Here is a 14,995-nt window from a genome sequence, read left to right as displayed (position 1 = left end):
AAATTAGTCCAACCAGCCTGATAGATTCGGCATAGCTTTTGGCGGCTCTGGTGGCGTTTCTGGAGCCTGCTCCTGTTCGGTAGGTGTGTTGGTTGGTTCATCCTTTTCGGTAGGTATATCGAAGGCTGCTGCGCCTCCAGTGCGATACTTGCGGGCCACTTCTACAAGAGAGTCATACAGAGGCATAAGATTTTCACGTCTCTCTGGCGTAGTAAGCGGATGGTCCAGCGTCTCGGCCCCCTTCACGATCCGTGCCAGAATCTCGTTATACTGCTCGTCATTTTCGATTCGTTCGGGAACCCTTGCCGCCATTGTCCTGCGCCGCCTCTCTCTTCTGGAGTTCTACATAACGTTGGTGCCACCAACGAAACTCGTACCTGAACCTATTAGTGCCTACGTTCCGACCTTTCGCAAAAATAGAGTCAATGATTTTCTTTGTAGGGTCCTTCTGGTTTTTCACATCATGGTAAAGGAACTCAACCACATCCGCGTCCTGCTCAATAGAGCCCGACTCCTTCAAATGCTTTAATTTCGGTTCTTCATCGTCAACGGCTCGATCAAGCTGCGACAGCATAATGAATACGAATTTGTGGCGGCGGGCCAGACTCTTAGCTGTCCGAGTCACGTTACCGATTGCCTGCGCCCGTGTTTCTGATCGTTTTTGCGGTATTTCCATGATCTGTAGATAATCCACAATGACCGCAGCTATTTTGCCGTACTTCTTTTTGAACTGCTTCACGGTGGATCTGATTTCATCAATCGTTACACCAGCAGAATCCTGTACAAAAATATTGAGCAGTTCAATTTTTTTATAAGCATCGTAAATTTTTGTCCATTCCTCATTAGTGAAACCTTCTGGACCGCCTTTATTTATCAAGCGCGGATAATTGATTTCAGCCACCATTGCAACAAGCCGATCCATTAACTCGTTCTTGTCCATCTCCTGCGAGAAGATGAGTACGGGTCCAGCGTCAGGATTCATGACCGCTATACCATGGGCGAGTTGTAGAGCCTTTGCCGTTTTACCCACGCTAGGCCTTCCAGCAATGATATACAGCCACCCGCGCCATAACTGGGCCCAACTATCAAACTGTTTGAAATGTCCTGTTTTAAGCTTCTCAGGGCTGCTCTCAATGTGTTCAAAATACCTCTCCCGAGAATCCCGCATGCTTTGCATTTTCGCAACGTGGCTAGGCCGCAAATCGTCAATAATATCTTCTACTGCAGAAAAATAATCTTCGTCAGATTCAAAGTTTTCGTAAGATAGGTTCATGATCTGAGCGCCTTTGTCGCTTCCACGTCTGCGAATAGCCTTGGACCGTACAATATTGGCGTAATAAGCAGCATTCCGGGCAGTCGGTGAAGACTGCGCTAATTTAGCAAGATAACTAACCCCGCCCATTTCCTCAGTCCTGCCAAACTTCACAAACTCCTGAGTGACCGTAACAAGGTCAATTGGGATATCTCTTTCGTTCAAGTAGCGCATAACTTTATAGATCAATTGGTGTGTAGCTGTTGAAAAGTCCCGTTCTTCTAAAAAACTGATTTCGTCAATCACGCTGGAATCAAGGAACACTGCCCCAAGCGTAGAAAGCTCTGCCTGAATATCAATCACGCTCGAATCTAAAGTCTGCTGGGTCATTACCTTGCATCACCCACTCTCTAATGGCATCCTCATAGTCAAGCTTTTCATCTTTAGTCATCTGACCAGGATTATTGTCCTCTTGTTCTGTTGGCTGCTGATTAAGATAATTATCAAAATTGCTAGGCCGGAACAAAGTAGCTGGACGAAGGTACTGGCACATTTTCGGGTCATTAAGCCAATGACTGCATTTAGTGTCAATCACGTATTTAAAATCATCTATGGTTCGGCCTTCGCTAATCCTACCGTTGATTAGTTCCTTGTTGGTCTTTACCTTGGAGCTGTACCTTTTACCTGTCTTTTTATTGAGGTAAGATATGATTTCTTCATGAATGTTGGGCATGTCTATCTCACCTTTCTTTATAATTTTCTTTCTTTCTTTCTTGGGTGGACGATTGCCCCCCTCTAGCGGGGGAGAGTTGTCCACCGGAAGGGGGTGTAATTCTCCACCAGTAGATTCGTCTGATTCTGGCAGTTGCGGTGGAGGATTACACCCCACTAGCCACTGTTCAGAATATTTATTAAATCCGATCATGCGACCATGTTTGCCCTGAGCTTGTCTGAACACTTTCAGGACATTCATTTCAAAGAGTTTTTTTAACTCCTTTTTAATACCGCTCAAGTCACTACGAAGGGCAGTAGCAAGGAACGTGGCAGACAACTCGGCTGACTTTCTCTTGAACCCGTAGGTGTAACGCCAGACGATCAGGAGCATTCTCAGTTGTATGCCGTTAAATTTCCGCATTGCCACCTCTTCATAAATCTCATTCGCTACACGGGTATATCCGTCTTCGAGCTCTGGTCCTGCCATTCCGTTTCACCTGCTTTAAATAGTCACTGCTTCGCCTGCAGTTTCCCGTTCCCTGATAAAATCACATATTTGCTCTGCCAAGATCTTTGTATCATTATCTGTAGCAGGACTGTGACTCCATGTTTCCACAATGGTAGTCACACTTTCCAAGATGGTGGCAGCCTCGTCCTTTTCTGGCGCTGCTGTGTAACCTAACACCACTGACTCGGCAAGTCTCAAGCAGTCACCATTGAAATGCTCTTTAATATGACGTGCTGGTGAGGTCAGTTCACGGAATGAAGAACAAAGGATATTTAATAGGGCTGCTGCTTTTTCTTCCCTTCTGCGATCATTCTTGAAATAAGTATCCATCGCTTTAACCGTTACATACGGCAACTCAACGGGCTTCAAAGTGGAACTTACATCCTCCAGTTCTGAGTGTAAGGATTTAATCATTTCATCGCGGCCCTGCGCGATTGTCTCCAACTCCCGGATACGCTGCAGAAGCTTTTCGGTGTTTAGTTGCTCGTCCACTTCTCGTTCAATCGTCTGGAGCAAAGCCTTCTTTGATCGCTCTAAATCTTCGTTCATCGTTCGTAGAAGCTCTATATCTTCCTGAGCTTTTCGAAGGTCGTCTTCCGCGATTTCCAGCTTGTCCAGCAGTTCACCATTCTGCTTGGCTAGTTCGTCGAATTGCTGTTGAGTTGGCTGCGGCTCGTCTGGCAGAACCAAAGCGAGTTTGAACGGTATTTCCTCCGCTGCAAATGGTCCTTCGATTATTTGGAAAGAGGGGTGAAAATCGAGAATCTTTTCCGGTAATCTGCGAGCTTCGAATATTTCTCCCTGAGCGATCCACTGTTTAGTGCTGGTCTGGATTTTCTTAATAACCTTAATTTTCATTCGCTGACAACCTCCAATGTGTAATGTTCTCCTGCTATAAATCCCCGTTGCTTGAGCGCGGCCTTTACAGTCATTTCAGCCAGCGTGGGCATATTGTTTTTACTTGATAAATGCGTAAGATATATTTGCTCTCCACGACCACGTATAAGCTGCTGGAGCGCTGCTGCTGTCTGTTGATTGCTCAGGTGTCCAAGATCCGAGAGAATGCGAGATTGGACGCTGGTAGGGTAATCAGAAGCCTCTACCATGTCAGGCTCGTGATTCGCTTCAATGAGGACGTAAATACTGCCCTCCATCACGTTCAGCATGTCCTGATCGTATTTTCCAGTATCGAATAACACGCAAGCCCGTTCCCTGCTGTCGTCCTCAATGGCATAACCAACTGGCTCGTAAACATCGTGATGGGTTCGGAATGGATATATCCAAGTGTCACCCAGCTTGATAGTTTCATATTTTCCGTAGCGGGTTTCAACAGTCCGCCGCAACTCTTCATCAACGCCCGATATGCCTTTCCACTCGCCCTCACTGGCCCAAACCGGAATGCGGTACTTGTTCGACATCGGTAGGCCCTTAATGTGGTCGCCGTGAGCGTGGGTAATGAATATGCCCGTAATGTGATCAGGCCGTACACCAACGTCCAGCAGCCGCTTTTCTATTTTTGTCTTGGCAATGCCTGCATCTATAAGAATCGTTTGGTCAGAAGATGTTAAGGTGATGCAGTTGCCTTTTGAGCCGGATGCCAGGATATCAACTTTCATATAGCCCTCTCCCTCTTAATCCGATCTTGCCACTCTTTAAGGTGTGGACATCCCTTTGCTGGTTCCTCGTAATGTCTGCGCCCCAAGACAAAGGACACAAACATATCCGTGCTCCGTTCATAGTACATTCCGTTCAACACTGGGCCAGTAGGTTCAGCAGGAAAGTCGAACAGGTCCATTTGCTCCATGTCCTCGGGCAAATCTACCAACTCCCCTCAGCTCTCCATAGCACTGGGGGCACACTCGCAAATCGCGAATGTACTCTTCCCGGCCGGGATTTATCTCATTGCCGCAAACGTGACAGTCTTCACAGCGGACGTATATTTCAACTTGGTTAGAGTGGAAGCTCGTCATTCGCCTGCTCCTGAGCGGCTTTCTCGGCAAGGTGTAGGTCCATTATCTTTATCAGACCCTTGAGCTCTGCCAATGTAGGCTTGTCAGCCTTCGGTTTAGCATGCTTCTGGATATAGGCAGCCTGATCTTCCCTTTCAGTAATACCAAGCTGTTTAAATTTAAATTTCATGTCTGTTAAGGCTTGTTCAACAGGTGTTGGTGCTTCTTCGGGACTTCCGTCAGATAGCGGCTTGTTCCCCTGTTTGGCTGCCGCTGCTGCTGCGTCCGTTTCAGCGGTAATGTCCCGGCGCTCATAAGAAGATACGTTATCAATAGAAGGATTCGCACTCGTTGGCTCATCTTCCGAAACCTCAATTCCATATTGGCGCTTGAATGCTCTCTTAATTGCGTGCTTCACGATCATGTCGTCAAAGTAATCCTTCCACATCTGACCATTTCGGCCTTTAATGAGGTGTTCCACCTGATCCCTTCGCACGATAACAAGGATGTTAGGTGCATCGTCGCGATATGCGATGCAGTAAGCCCCCACTGTCTCCCCCGGGTTCATCACATCCGGTTCATGTTCGACCTCACCCGAATGCATCTTTGCAGTGAAGTGGTCGTTAGCTCTGATTTCAGAAGCGATAAACCCCTTGTATTGCGGGTGTTTCTTGGCAAGAGCTACAATGCCCTCCACTGCAATCTGCATACTCATAACAGGGCCGTCTTTGCCGTTGTACACGATGCAGAAGATTTGATTTAGGAAAGGGTCAAGTCCAGTACGGACGCAGGTTTGAACAAAAAGCGCAAACTGCTCATTGCTGGTTCCCTTGGCGATAGTTGATTTCAAGGTATCAAGATGCTTTTGAGTGTAATTTCCGACTACTACTTCCTCCTGAATTGCTTGGAGCTGGTTGTTTGTATTTGCCATGGATGATTGGCCTCCTATGATTGGATGATTTGGGTCTTGCCAGAAATGCGGTGTACGATATGCAAGGCAGCCGGTTCGACTTTAAACACGAGCCAGTTGTCAGGATTTAAGTTGGCTTCTGTGATTGCAATTTGCTGGCGGCGGTTAGGATTCTTTCCGTTCTTCAAGACTGCCCACCCCCTAGGCGTGCTGTAATGCCCTGAGCGGAGACTATATGAAGGGCTTGGGCTTCGCTGAATCCTGTAGAAACCAGTTGATCGAAGTACGCTTTGGTGGCAAACGCCACTGGCCCATACATCCCCAGCAAAGCAGGAAGTATCTTCAACATATTTTCCGCCGATAGTTCAGCCTCAAGCTGTTCATGTGGCTTCATTCCGCATTACCACCCATCTGTTTAATTTCTAAAGGTGCATCCTCGACGGCCTTGACTAGAATAAGTTGACCGGAAGGCTGCTTGATTTTAAACACACTCTCGCTGTTATCCACGGCTACCGGAGCAATGACACCACTCTGTTCGCTGAGGACTTCCCGAAGCTCCAGACCAGCTCTGACGGACTCTGACAGTGACAATAGCGGATACGCCTTTCCGTCCATCTCAATCACAAAGTCAGGCTTCCGTTCCCCATTCTTTTGTTCTTTAAATAAAGAGATTGATAGAGTTGTGAACAGGCTTTGAACCTTGGCGGCCTGCAACTCGGCTTCCTTCGCCTCAAACGCCTTGATTGCGTCCAGAACAAAGATAGAGTCATTCCGGCTGGCTAGTGTCTCGGCTTCGTCAGCGCGGGCTTTGTCGATGTCGGCCTGCATGCCTTGGCGTGCTTTATAGCCGCCTACCGCTTCGGCTGTTGCATCGCGTTTAACTTCCAATGCTCGCATCTGTGAAATTTGTTCGGATACGTCCACTGGCTCAATAGCGGCAAGTTGTACTTCTAGTTCCTTGCGCTCGTTGATAAGCTTTTGATGATCGGCCCGTAGTTCATCTTTGCGAGTTTCTTTGGAAGCTGTAACAGCATCAATAGATGCCTTGTCCAATTCTCGTTTACATGTCGGGCAATGTTCCTCGATAGGCTCGTTGTAGACCTTCATATACCGATCTTTGGCCTGTGCAATTTGACGTTGCAGTGATTCAATGTTGCTGCTCAGGACAGTGCGTTTCCGGTTTGTCTCTCCAGCAAGATCCGTTTGGGCTGCCAGTGCCTTTATTTGCTCAAGCAGCGCGGCATCTTCGGCTTTCACTGCTTCGATATCATCCGGTGCAGGTGGCAGCTTACTGAGCTGATCGACAAGCGCCTCTGTACGCCCTTGAGCCCGCTTATAGGCCGTGTCCTTGTCGTTCTTGTTCTTCTTATGGATTTCCCCCAGCTGTTGCAGCGTATGTTTCTTCACCAGCTCTGACAGCTTGGCAGCTTGGGGGTTCAGTTTTATGTCCTTAGCTTTTTCGTCCGGGCTTGTCCGGCTCATTTCCGTAAATACTTCTTTATTCGATATTGGAGTCACGTAACGAAGTAGCAGGTCCCGTTGATCATCCTTATGAAGAGTGAAGAAATAGGACGGGTTATAAAGAGACAAGAATAAATCTTTATCAAATAGGGACTTTACAATCTCGTCAAAATCGCCGTATTTACTAGGAACCTCGTTAATGTAATAAGTGGCTTTTCCCTTCTCGATTCCACGACCTAACAGGACTTGCTTACCGTCAATGTCTAGCAGAGTTTCAGAAAGCACATGATCGTATTCATAGTTGGTAGGTGTAGGATCAAGCTTGCCACCCATGGTATCTGTGCCGTACAATGTCCACGAAGGTAATTCCAAAGTAGTGGACTTGCCTGACCCATTGTCGCCCGTGATCTGTGTCGTGTCGCCAAACTCAACAGTCAGGTCACGGTGCGCTTTAAAGTTATGCGCCTTCGCACTTATTATTTTTATTTCCATGTGTTACCTCCAAATTGTATTTGCGCTCCAGCATGTTCATTTCACCCAACAGTGTTTCCCGAGCTTTCGGGTCCTGCTCGTCCAAGTACATGTCATACACAAACAGATAATGCTTAATGTCCCGCTGCACTGCCGGGGCAAGAGAGTTGTAGAATTGAAGGAATAACTGCTGTTCGTGATTCTGCAATGTGTTCACCTCCCTCCAAGGGATAATCTGCCGTCATTTCCGTAATGCACGGTCTACATACTTCCCGATCATTCCAGCGGCGTAGAAACTGCTTATGCATTACGTTTCCGCATATAGCACAGCAAGCGTCTTTACCTGACATCAAAACCTTCATGCTGTCCACCGCCCAACCAACTGCCGATGGTATTTGCGATACTGGCCCCGAGCGTGTAGAGCTACCAGAACACGACCATTCTCTAACATCCGGCGTTCCATTTTGCCGAAGAATTCGCATAGTTCCCTTAACCTTTCCTCGTTATTGCGCATGTGTGTGCATGCTCCCTTCCAAGATATTTACTTCTCATATAAAATAGATTTAACTTTGCAGAAAGCAGGTGTATTAAGTGAGAATTTACGCTAATCTCATAGGAACATGGACCGATATAACAGAAACTGGTTTAATCCAAAACACTGATCCTGTAACTTATTACGCTAAAGAGTGGAGCACCATTTTTGAACTCGATTTTGTGAATATCAGATTTGGCAATAAAAACTATCGAATTCATCCGTCACATTTGCAGATTGTTATGGATTGAACTTTTAATGAATGTGTTTGTCGTAAATCGTTTGAGATACCGCTATATCCAGCCCAAACCGCTCTTTGGTGCCCATTAGATCGACAGTATCCTCAAGAATCTCCTGCCTGCTAACCAGCATGTCTGGTGTCATTTGGTCTTTCTTGATCATTTTCGGGTGACCGTATTTACTTGAGACAGCTTTGTTTGCGATGGTGTTTGCCTTGATAAAGTCCACGCGGACAGGCCGTTTCAAGCTGGAGCGCAGTTTCCTCATGGCTTCCTTTTGGTGGTCCTTGTCCAACATTCGGAAGATCTGAAAGCCTTCGAGTCCGGCTGATTGGCGAAGCAGCTTGAGCAAGCCCTTAACCCATTTCTTAAATTCCTTCGCTTCTGGACGCTTGCTATTGAAAATTGCTTCGTAAATACCAGTCTCAGAAATAACCGCAACGTTCGGATTACCTCGAAGAGTATTTCTATCCACTAAACGGATAGTATCTTTTTCATCAGGGTCAATAAGTCTGACCATGTGAGGCGCAATTGAATAGCCGAGTGCCATCGAAACATCCTTCGCTACTGCCCACCACTCACCCGGTACCTTCTCGACAAAGCGAATGGTGTGTCCAAGCCAGATTTCAGTTCGTATGTTCACCCTGTTCACCAGCCTTTGGTTTTCTGTACTTTAGCATTGTGGAGACAACAGCATCGACAATTTCTCTGGCTGCCTGTGCTTGGCCTGTCGTCAGTCCTTGTACATTACTGACACCCAATGAGTTACGAACGACTGTTGATAGTGCATTGACGACTTGATACCGATTGTAGGTTACCAAGTGTCTGAGACGGTGCAATGCTTCGTCTCTTATAGGGGGCCATACACTGAGGCTTACCGAAGCTGATTGTTTTCGGCTTTCTTCCTCTACTTGAAATTTGATTTTTGGCTCTAGTTCACGAATAAGACTTTCCTTAAAATCAGCAAACTGTTCAGATGTCATCACGATTGCACTAGGGTTCATTTGTGGTCTTTCCTCTCTTAGGAATAAAAATCATTCTATTGGTTCACACCGTTTTCGTCTTGTATTTCCGTCATTAGAAGCGTGTTTAAATCTATTTCCAGACACGAAGCTATCTTAACTAAGGTTCCTACACTCGGCATATATCTTCCATTTTCGATATCAGAAATATAATTCCGGGATAGTCCAGTTTCTACAGCCACTTCATTTTGGCGCTTTTTCATCACCTTACGTTTTTCCTTTATGGCCGCAGCTATAAGTCGTTTGTCCATTAGTTGTTCACCTCCGATGAACAAATTGTATTGTATTTCCGTCTTTTTTGTCTAACTCCGAATTAGGGCATATTCAAGCATTATGGAGATAAAACGAATAAAATACTTGTAAAGCCGTCATTTTACTCTTATTTACTTGTATTTCCGTCATTTCACAACTTGTATTGCCGACATGCGAAAGGTAGAATAAAGTGAATCTATTGTGAAGGAGTCTGGACATGTCTATTGGTCAAAACATTAAGACGCTTAGAAAACAAAAAAAGCTAACTCAAGTTGAGTTAGCTAAGAAGGCAAATATGTCTAGGTCTTACCTTGCGGATGTCGAAGGTAATCGGTACAATCCCAGTCTTGAAACTTTGCGTTCTATTGCTGACGCGCTAGGCGTTTCAATTTCTGTTATTACAGATGATGAAGATGTCACAATCTCAACAGAACGTTACAAAGCGGCGAGAGAACTTCCTAGTATCCTAAAGGTGCTCACTGATAATGGTGGATTTTTTTACGAAGAACTGCGTGAAGATATATTCTTAGCTATAATTAATTCAGGGCTATATATGTCCCCTGCATATCATCAAGCATCTAAGGGTGATGAGTACGAAAGGTTTTTTTATGAATATTTCAACTCTGAAGAAAACCATTCAAGTAGTGAGGAAGTTGAATTTGTAGAAGAGTTCAATAAAGCTTACGAACTTAGAACAATTATGGCGGCTTTTGAGCAGAATAGTGAGGACACTCAAGAACGATTTATTAAAGAACTCAAAAACGTAATAGAAAAACACAATATAACAAACCCCCTCCCATCTTCCGATGTGAAGGAGTTTGTTTCTAAAATTGATCTGACTGACGAGGAGCTTTTGGAACAATTTACGATAGCGGTTGACGGGAAAAACCTTTCCGAGAAACAGATTCAAAAGATAATTGCACAGGTACGCTTGGATCGAGAGTTTGACAAGTAGTATCCGAAATAAATTTAAGGTAGTGCTCTGGTGTTTTCTTCATATAAGCGGCCAGCTCATATAAATCGATTACTTTTTTCTGAATAGGTCATCACTCCTAGATGTAATAATTTCCGTTTGAGAGGTTAAATCGAGTATAACACAGCATTTTACAAACTAGAACAAAAATGCGAACAAAATACGAACACATCATTAATAAGTGTGACTTTATATGTAGGAGAAGCTGAATTGTAACAAGGCCCGAGTAGATTCCCTACTCATCTACAACTGGAATTTTACTCATACGGGCCACCATTCTTCCATACATCATTCAGCCTCATTAATGCGTTTAACTCCTCTGCGATTCCATCCAAAATCATCTCCTTTAATAGAATATAAGAACGCAAAAAGGCCACCACAGTGTAAGTAGAATAATAATAAAAACGCGTCACTCATTGTGTACCAATGTGCGATAACGCACATTGAAGCGTTTTTTTTAATTACCCTACATTAATCCTGTGGCGGCCATGACTCACTTAAGAGAAATACTACCGCTATTAGGCAGACTTAACCCACTAAGGGAAATGTCTCATTCAATGAACTGCTCTTCGCTTGACTACTGTCAGCAAAGAATATTAATAAAACCGTATTGAAATCAATATAGCACAAAGTAAAACAGACTGCAAACTTTTCCAATTAACTTCGCATAGGGATTCTTTTATCCCTAAATGATTCCAGCCCTTTCTGCTTTCATGATCAAATAGTTTACAAAAGCAGAGCAAGCAACGAGCATGTATTTTGCATCTTCAAAGTATATTTCCTTTTCCTCTGACATTGCATGACGTATACCACCTTCATCACTTGTGTAACCGTAAATTGAAGAAAACCCAGCTTTTAAACCATTATGCAATCCAATTTTATCGGATAGGACTTTTAACGCTTTTCCAAGCTCAGCTTTACGATCTCCTGAAATAATTTTAGATATGGATTCAACTGCCGAGATAGACTCTTTAATTGAATTTCTATAGTCTGGAGACTTTCTGTCTGAAAGCAGGGAAAGAGCCGTGCTCAAATGGACATAGACAGATTTTAAGTGAGGTACCGCCGAATTAACTAAGCTCTCCTCAATTTCTTGAATTTCATTTTTATCTGTCATCTGGGTTATTTCTGTGCCAACAATTCTGTACGCAGACAGTTCTTTTTCTAATACCTTATTACAACTATTGAAAAAAATTCGAGGCAATCTTTCTAGTGAAGTTTTTGTTTGTAAAACAAACTCTAAAAAGTCATAGACCTCATACCACTCCATTCGAAAAAACTTCCCCTTCAAATATTCCTCAGTCTCATAATATTCGTCGGGCAACTTATCAATGGTTTCTTTAAAAAAATCTGTCCAGAGAGATTCAAAAAAAAGAGATAATTTAGTTCCTGATGTAGGAAAAGGCCTAATTGGGCTAAGATATGATTGATAAAAACAATTCCACAATCCTTTTCTCAGATCATCGTCCATAGATTCAATTTGTATATCAACCTTAACAGGTGTTACTCCTATCCTTTGAGAGAACTTCAATGGAATTCCTCCAGTATGTAGATATTTAGAACAAAATAAGATTAAAGATACTGATGTCAATGCCCTGTAATTCTAAATGAATTGGTTCGTTTTGTAAATAAATATAGAAATATTTTCCTAGGTCTGATAGACTAGGTTTATCCAAATTACGACGATAAAAAGGGGTTAATTCCAATGCGCTATCTGTTAGCTATTATCCTCCCGCCACTTGCAGTGCTATTCTGCGGTAAACCAGGGCAAGCATTGTTAAATCTTATCCTTTGCCTTTTTGGGTGGTTACCAGGAATCATACATGCCATCGTAGTTGTTAATAACCACAAGGCTGATAAACGTACTGACAGACTTATTGAAGCTATTCAACAAGGACAACATAGGTAACAAAAAGCCCCGGAGCAATCCGGGGTTTTAATATTCTGTGAAATACCTATTTGCATTTGTTTTGATCGTGAGTAGTTCTTTTTGTTGGAGGTTAGGTACTTCCAGTTGGAGTAGTTAACAGACTATATACGAGGTGCAGGGTTTCTCATAGTATGGAATATAGGTAGTTATTTCAATTTAATCACTAGGGATGGCGATAATGATGTTTTGGAAAAACCCAGATGTGTTAAACGAAGACCAGATGAATTCTACAAAGGAATTGCTAGAGAAATGGCTAATATTAATTAATAGGATAAAAGCAAGTCTTCTTCAAAACGCAACCATTCTTGAAAACAATAAGGACCTTACAAACCAAAGACACGTAGTACTTTCAGAGTTAAGTATGGCTCAATTTTTCACTTTTAGTTCTATATCAACTTTGATAGAGAATGCACATTATTCAGATGCTTTCACCTTACTAAGAGTATTATATGAAGGTCACTTACATTTATGGAATTTGTGGAACTGTGATGATGAAGAGTTTCAGAGATACCTAGCTTTAGTTGTAATGCATGAATGGGGAGTAACAAACGAGGTTCTCTCTATAGAATCTACTATACTTAAAGAAGAATATTATAGTGACGAGAGATTAAGTGCTTTAAAACGACGATATGATGAGGCAAGATTGATATTTAATTGCAGAGAGGGCAAGATTCCAAAAAATTATACCACTAAGACGATATTAAAGCTGGCTCAAGAAATTGATGCATTTGAAGGTGGCACACCATTTAGGCGGCTAATGCACAGTAGGTTATATTCATCCGGATCCGAATATGTCCATCGGAGTTTCTATGGATTGCGGGAAGGTTACGCAGTAGTGGAACACAATGGAAACCATGTTTTGTGCCCCAATCCACGTAGAGGATTGGAAACTTGTTGGTGGGCGACATCTATTGAGCTAGATACTGTAATATGGCAATCATCTTTCTTGGGAGTAGAGAGTGTTAAAAATATAATGGAAGAACTCAGGAATGAAGTAAGAGAGCTGGCTAAAGAATGGTTACTGTGAAGGCATTGTTCCAAAATTTATCACCCCTATATCGAAGAGGTTAGTTTAATGTAAGACAAAAGAGCTTTGCTAGCGATTAGCCAGCAGAGCTTTTGATGTCTGTTCTAAATTCAAACTGATTACGAAAGAAATAAGATCCATTAATCTTAACCGATTCAGGTGTAATCTTCTCCACTGCTCCACCGTAATCCACAATATCTATCAAAGCCTCACCCAACGGCTGAACCACGTATACTCTTACATGGCTTAATGCAGCTGCAAATAGTTCTATATCCGACTTTAACACTTTATATGTATGGTTCATGCTGATCACCTCGAATAAGCTATTCTGGCTAAATCGCAAAAAATCCTTCTATAAGTATTCATACCATTCCGTAATTTATTAAAAATAAGAATATTCGACACATAAATATGAAATACAACAAACAAAGAAAAGGAAAAAAGTTTGCCAAGATAAAAGGATTACAGTACGAAACTGTTAATGAGCGACAGAAACAGCGTGTAAAGAAAGGGATTTTTCATATTCAATACGTTAACAACTTCCTTAGCCGTTTAAAGAGTTAGATCGAACGTTTCCAAGGTGTCGGAACGTACTATTTGGACAACTATCCCTATTAGTTCCGCTGGCTCGAATTAAGCAAAAATGTAGCATTTGAAAAACGAGTAGAACAAATGCTTATTTCAGCGTGTCGAAAATCTAATTTAATAACTGTTGAGGTGTTAAGGAGTGCATAATAAAAGACCTCTACCATTAAGAGGTCAAGGTGCTACCAATTCAACCTTAATTCTATCTGGGTCTTCAAAATAAACAGCATAATGTTTTTCCCCACCCGCAAAAGGATGCTTATCGCTATAAAGGATTTTAACACCTTTGCATTCTAATTTTTTTGTCATACCATCTACTTGTTGACGGGAACTTGCGTGAAATGCCAGATGGTTTAGACCTACCCGACATCTATGGTAAGGTATGTCCATAAAACGTTCTTCCGCTTGAACAAAAACAATATATGTCTCTCCTAATTTCCAACTATGACCACTTTCCCACGATTGAAAAGAATTATATCCTAACTCCTCTAAAAACCAACCCCAAAAGTCGATTGAACTTTTTAAATCTGAAACATATATCTCCATATGGTGGATAAGTCCTTTTGACAACGGATGACCTCCTTTTATAATCTATAATAATTATTTTATCAGATAATTTTAGTGTTACAATTATTTATCATAAAAGCAACAATCTTTGAGAAAACAGCCTATCAGTATAATTGGTTTGGAAATTTGTAAACGCAATATGTATGGTTCATGCTGATCACCTCATATTGTAATACGTTCCACCTTTTCTGAAGTACCTTGGGTTATTACTTTAACCTCATCTCCAACTATTAAAATGCCATATTCATTTTCCTGTACTCTGACTTCTTTCCTATCCGATCCTTCAAATTGGCATGTAATAAAATAGTTTTTTGTTGAAGAATTCTCCACCCAATCTACTCTTTTATCAATTATTTTTGCGATTCGTTCAATTTTTGGTAGTCTTGAATTTCTTGCGTTTTCGCGTTCTACAGATATTATAGCAGGCACTAAAACTGCCATTACTAAACCGATCATTGTAAGTACAATTAGAAATCCTTCGATCATGTATTATTCACTCCTTAAATTCCATCAATAAATTACTATGTTCCAAAACACAAAAACACCCCACCGGCTTGAGCCAGCGGAGTGCTACCGATGCTTTCGGATTTATATAGAAAGTAT

Annotated in this window: 22 protein-coding genes and 1 pseudogene; 4 read left to right on the top strand and 19 right to left on the bottom strand. The window is 42.5% G+C overall.

Annotated features, from left to right (window positions below; translation table 11 throughout):
- Positions 1-3: 3 nt before the first annotated feature.
- The 15 genes from ABEW32_RS11550 to ABEW32_RS11480 all read right to left on the bottom strand — a co-directional run bounded on the left by ABEW32_RS11550 (position 4) and on the right by ABEW32_RS11480 (position 9,309).
- Entirely contained in the window at positions 4-312 is a 309-nt protein-coding gene (locus tag ABEW32_RS11550; protein WP_430187825.1) for an ERF family protein, read from the bottom strand.
- Positions 278-1,642 carry a replicative DNA helicase gene (locus tag ABEW32_RS11545; RefSeq protein WP_430187823.1) on the bottom strand — a complete coding sequence of 455 codons (1,365 nt, stop codon included), beginning with the start codon at positions 1,640-1,642 and terminating at the stop codon, positions 278-280. The genes ABEW32_RS11550 and ABEW32_RS11545 overlap by 35 nt, the downstream gene beginning before the upstream one ends.
- Positions 1,608-2,453 carry a conserved phage C-terminal domain-containing protein gene (locus tag ABEW32_RS11540; RefSeq protein ID WP_430187821.1) on the bottom strand — a complete coding sequence of 282 codons (846 nt, stop codon included), beginning with the start codon at positions 2,451-2,453 and terminating at the stop codon, positions 1,608-1,610. The genes ABEW32_RS11545 and ABEW32_RS11540 overlap by 35 nt, the downstream gene beginning before the upstream one ends.
- A gap of 15 nt (positions 2,454-2,468) precedes the next feature.
- Complete coding sequence (locus ABEW32_RS11535; protein WP_430187819.1) at positions 2,469-3,332, bottom strand: hypothetical protein; 864 nt, start codon at positions 3,330-3,332, stop codon at positions 2,469-2,471.
- Positions 3,329-4,090 (bottom strand): MBL fold metallo-hydrolase, encoded by a 762-nt coding sequence (locus tag ABEW32_RS11530; protein ID WP_430187817.1) that lies wholly within the window; start codon positions 4,088-4,090, stop codon positions 3,329-3,331. Before ABEW32_RS11530 ends, ABEW32_RS11535 begins: the two co-directional genes overlap by 4 nt.
- Positions 4,087-4,278 (bottom strand): hypothetical protein, encoded by a 192-nt coding sequence (locus ABEW32_RS11525; RefSeq protein ID WP_430187815.1) that lies wholly within the window; start codon positions 4,276-4,278, stop codon positions 4,087-4,089. The genes ABEW32_RS11530 and ABEW32_RS11525 overlap by 4 nt, the downstream gene beginning before the upstream one ends.
- Before the next feature lie 146 nt (positions 4,279-4,424).
- The gene (locus ABEW32_RS11520; RefSeq protein WP_430187813.1) at positions 4,425-5,354 is read right to left on the bottom strand and encodes a RecT family recombinase; all 930 of its coding nucleotides are present in this window, start codon (positions 5,352-5,354) and stop codon (positions 4,425-4,427) included.
- A 14-nt stretch (positions 5,355-5,368) separates the two neighbouring features.
- Positions 5,369-5,521, bottom strand: coding sequence for a DUF6906 family protein (locus ABEW32_RS11515; protein ID WP_430187811.1), 153 nt, complete (start codon positions 5,519-5,521; stop codon positions 5,369-5,371).
- Positions 5,518-5,727 carry a hypothetical protein gene (locus ABEW32_RS11510; RefSeq protein ID WP_322174987.1) on the bottom strand — a complete coding sequence of 70 codons (210 nt, stop codon included), beginning with the start codon at positions 5,725-5,727 and terminating at the stop codon, positions 5,518-5,520. The genes ABEW32_RS11515 and ABEW32_RS11510 overlap by 4 nt, the downstream gene beginning before the upstream one ends.
- Positions 5,724-7,286, bottom strand: a complete 1,563-nt coding sequence (locus tag ABEW32_RS11505; protein ID WP_430187808.1) for an AAA family ATPase — start codon at positions 7,284-7,286, stop codon at positions 5,724-5,726. The genes ABEW32_RS11510 and ABEW32_RS11505 overlap by 4 nt, the downstream gene beginning before the upstream one ends.
- Positions 7,252-7,473, bottom strand: coding sequence for a hypothetical protein (locus tag ABEW32_RS11500; protein ID WP_430187806.1), 222 nt, complete (start codon positions 7,471-7,473; stop codon positions 7,252-7,254). The genes ABEW32_RS11505 and ABEW32_RS11500 overlap by 35 nt, the downstream gene beginning before the upstream one ends.
- Positions 7,474-7,623: 150 nt before the next feature.
- The gene (locus ABEW32_RS11495) at positions 7,624-7,779 is read right to left on the bottom strand and encodes a hypothetical protein (protein WP_430187803.1); all 156 of its coding nucleotides are present in this window, start codon (positions 7,777-7,779) and stop codon (positions 7,624-7,626) included.
- A 273-nt stretch (positions 7,780-8,052) separates the two neighbouring features.
- Positions 8,053-8,679, bottom strand: coding sequence for a BRO-N domain-containing protein (locus ABEW32_RS11490; protein ID WP_430187800.1), 627 nt, complete (start codon positions 8,677-8,679; stop codon positions 8,053-8,055).
- Entirely contained in the window at positions 8,663-9,040 is a 378-nt protein-coding gene (locus ABEW32_RS11485) for a hypothetical protein (RefSeq protein ID WP_430187797.1), read from the bottom strand. Before ABEW32_RS11485 ends, ABEW32_RS11490 begins: the two co-directional genes overlap by 17 nt.
- A 35-nt stretch (positions 9,041-9,075) precedes the next feature.
- Complete coding sequence (locus ABEW32_RS11480) at positions 9,076-9,309, bottom strand: helix-turn-helix domain-containing protein (protein ID WP_430187794.1); 234 nt, start codon at positions 9,307-9,309, stop codon at positions 9,076-9,078.
- Between the two features lie 218 nt (positions 9,310-9,527).
- On the opposite strand from ABEW32_RS11480, the gene ABEW32_RS11475 reads away from it, so the two are divergent.
- Positions 9,528-10,265 carry a helix-turn-helix domain-containing protein gene (locus ABEW32_RS11475; RefSeq protein ID WP_430187792.1) on the top strand — a complete coding sequence of 246 codons (738 nt, stop codon included), beginning with the start codon at positions 9,528-9,530 and terminating at the stop codon, positions 10,263-10,265.
- 703 nt (positions 10,266-10,968) lie between these two features.
- On the opposite strand, the gene ABEW32_RS11470 is transcribed toward ABEW32_RS11475, so the two are convergent.
- Positions 10,969-11,814: an AbiJ-NTD4 domain-containing protein gene (locus ABEW32_RS11470; RefSeq protein WP_430187789.1), complete on the bottom strand. Its 846-nt coding sequence runs from the start codon at positions 11,812-11,814 to the stop codon at positions 10,969-10,971.
- A 174-nt stretch (positions 11,815-11,988) separates the two neighbouring features.
- Between ABEW32_RS11470 and ABEW32_RS11465 the strand changes: the two genes are divergently transcribed.
- Positions 11,989-12,192: a YqaE/Pmp3 family membrane protein gene (locus tag ABEW32_RS11465; RefSeq protein ID WP_430187786.1), complete on the top strand. Its 204-nt coding sequence runs from the start codon at positions 11,989-11,991 to the stop codon at positions 12,190-12,192.
- Positions 12,193-12,391: 199 nt separating this feature from the next.
- On the top strand, positions 12,392-13,240 hold the full coding sequence (locus tag ABEW32_RS11460; protein ID WP_430187784.1) for a DUF5677 domain-containing protein: 849 nt from the start codon (positions 12,392-12,394) through the stop codon (positions 13,238-13,240).
- A gap of 76 nt (positions 13,241-13,316) precedes the next feature.
- Here the strand turns inward: ABEW32_RS11460 and ABEW32_RS11455 are convergent, their stop codons facing one another.
- Positions 13,317-13,544 (bottom strand): hypothetical protein, encoded by a 228-nt coding sequence (locus ABEW32_RS11455; protein ID WP_430187782.1) that lies wholly within the window; start codon positions 13,542-13,544, stop codon positions 13,317-13,319.
- A gap of 134 nt (positions 13,545-13,678) precedes the next feature.
- Here ABEW32_RS11455 and ABEW32_RS11450 point away from each other — a divergent pair.
- Positions 13,679-13,975, top strand: a pseudogene (locus ABEW32_RS11450) (IS1595 family transposase); the annotation flags it as partial.
- Between the two features lie 24 nt (positions 13,976-13,999).
- On the opposite strand, the gene ABEW32_RS11445 reads toward ABEW32_RS11450, so the two are convergent.
- Entirely contained in the window at positions 14,000-14,395 is a 396-nt protein-coding gene (locus tag ABEW32_RS11445) for a VOC family protein (protein ID WP_430187780.1), read from the bottom strand.
- A gap of 159 nt (positions 14,396-14,554) precedes the next feature.
- On the bottom strand, positions 14,555-14,878 hold the full coding sequence (locus tag ABEW32_RS11440; RefSeq protein WP_430187777.1) for a DUF2500 family protein: 324 nt from the start codon (positions 14,876-14,878) through the stop codon (positions 14,555-14,557).
- Positions 14,879-14,995: the final 117 nt, after the last annotated feature.

It is taken from the genome of Paenibacillus jamilae, from assembly GCF_050482105.1.
Lineage (GTDB): Bacteria > Bacillota > Bacilli > Paenibacillales > Paenibacillaceae > Paenibacillus > Paenibacillus jamilae_B.
This window is presented reverse-complemented; position numbering and strand designations above follow the sequence as displayed.

Coding starts and splice junctions, on each gene's coding strand:
- ABEW32_RS11465 (WP_430187786.1), top strand. CDS start 11,989: ATGCGCTATCTGTTAGCTATTATCCTCCCGCCACTTGCAGTGCTATTC.
- ABEW32_RS11540 (WP_430187821.1), bottom strand. CDS start 2,453: ATGGCAGGACCAGAGCTCGAAGACGGATATACCCGTGTAGCGAATGAG.
- ABEW32_RS11525 (WP_430187815.1), bottom strand. CDS start 4,278: ATGGAGCAAATGGACCTGTTCGACTTTCCTGCTGAACCTACTGGCCCA.
- ABEW32_RS11535 (WP_430187819.1), bottom strand. CDS start 3,332: ATGAAAATTAAGGTTATTAAGAAAATCCAGACCAGCACTAAACAGTGG.
- ABEW32_RS11545 (WP_430187823.1), bottom strand. CDS start 1,642: ATGACCCAGCAGACTTTAGATTCGAGCGTGATTGATATTCAGGCAGAG.
- ABEW32_RS11520 (WP_430187813.1), bottom strand. CDS start 5,354: ATGGCAAATACAAACAACCAGCTCCAAGCAATTCAGGAGGAAGTAGTA.
- ABEW32_RS11530 (WP_430187817.1), bottom strand. CDS start 4,090: ATGAAAGTTGATATCCTGGCATCCGGCTCAAAAGGCAACTGCATCACC.
- ABEW32_RS11440 (WP_430187777.1), bottom strand. CDS start 14,878: ATGATCGAAGGATTTCTAATTGTACTTACAATGATCGGTTTAGTAATG.
- ABEW32_RS11475 (WP_430187792.1), top strand. CDS start 9,528: ATGTCTATTGGTCAAAACATTAAGACGCTTAGAAAACAAAAAAAGCTA.
- ABEW32_RS11460 (WP_430187784.1), top strand. CDS start 12,392: ATGATGTTTTGGAAAAACCCAGATGTGTTAAACGAAGACCAGATGAAT.
- ABEW32_RS11485 (WP_430187797.1), bottom strand. CDS start 9,040: ATGAACCCTAGTGCAATCGTGATGACATCTGAACAGTTTGCTGATTTT.
- ABEW32_RS11480 (WP_430187794.1), bottom strand. CDS start 9,309: ATGGACAAACGACTTATAGCTGCGGCCATAAAGGAAAAACGTAAGGTG.
- ABEW32_RS11550 (WP_430187825.1), bottom strand. CDS start 312: ATGGCGGCAAGGGTTCCCGAACGAATCGAAAATGACGAGCAGTATAAC.
- ABEW32_RS11505 (WP_430187808.1), bottom strand. CDS start 7,286: ATGGAAATAAAAATAATAAGTGCGAAGGCGCATAACTTTAAAGCGCAC.
- ABEW32_RS11455 (WP_430187782.1), bottom strand. CDS start 13,544: ATGAACCATACATATAAAGTGTTAAAGTCGGATATAGAACTATTTGCA.
- ABEW32_RS11510 (WP_322174987.1), bottom strand. CDS start 5,727: ATGAAGCCACATGAACAGCTTGAGGCTGAACTATCGGCGGAAAATATG.
- ABEW32_RS11495 (WP_430187803.1), bottom strand. CDS start 7,779: ATGCGCAATAACGAGGAAAGGTTAAGGGAACTATGCGAATTCTTCGGC.